The 767-nt window shown below is 42.0% G+C and carries 2 protein-coding genes; both read right to left on the bottom strand.

All coding sequences use genetic code 11. The features are described from left to right. On the bottom strand, nucleotides 1–192 hold a 192-nt coding region (locus TW85_RS25025; RefSeq protein ID WP_046019864.1), incomplete at its 3' end, for a phage virion morphogenesis protein. A gap of 102 nt (nucleotides 193–294) precedes the next feature. Then, nucleotides 295–767: PBECR2 nuclease fold domain-containing protein (locus TW85_RS26285; RefSeq protein ID WP_046019863.1), on the bottom strand; the 473-nt coding region annotated here is incomplete at its 5' end.

Below are 767 nucleotides of genomic sequence, written 5' to 3'. Positions count from 1 at the left end.
TAAGGTTTGCCAAGGAACCCCGTCTGGGTCTTCTTCATTATCAAAATGGTCTCGGGTACGTTCATGTAAGTACTCTGATATTTCCAACATGCCCGTGGGTAAGTTGTCGCCAATCTTACTCAGCTTTAATAAGGCTTTTTGAATGTTGCTGTCATCAAAATCAACTTTGATACTGTCTGTTACACCAGCCATTGAGACTCCTATCTAATTAAACTATGATTACTTTATCGCGGGACGAGTACTCAGAGTTACGACCAAGAAACGCGGTGGTAAGCAAGGCTGAGCAAGCTTACCTCACTTATCTTCTTCAGTACTTCCTTTTCTAAACACCCTGACACCTTCACGTTGCTTTTCCATATAACGCTCGTTATTCGGTACCTTTTCACCTTTTTGTTTTTTATGCGGCGTGAAAACAGTCCGCCCGTTCCACGTTCCATGACCATACTCAAACACACTAAAACCGTGAACCGCTTCACCTGATTCGATAATTGTCCAGCGCTTAAGGTAGCGTCTAGCTAAACGGTATTTATCAGGGTTTTGGCTATCAGGCTCTAGAAGTGTCCAAACCTCATCAGGGTCAATTAAGGCTTGAGCAAGTAACTTGATATAGCGGTGTCGAACATTATCTTTCTTGATTTTTAGTTCGCCGTCTTTATCTCGAAATAGCCCATCATTAATCATGACAGGTTCGTTTAAGACATCTTTAAATACTTTGCTATCGCCTTGGGAAATGCCGAATTCGTTTAAGAAAGCATTCGCGTATTCTG

The organism is Marinomonas sp. S3726 (assembly GCF_000967665.1).
Classification (GTDB): domain Bacteria; phylum Pseudomonadota; class Gammaproteobacteria; order Pseudomonadales; family Marinomonadaceae; genus Marinomonas.
This window is presented reverse-complemented; position numbering and strand designations above follow the sequence as displayed.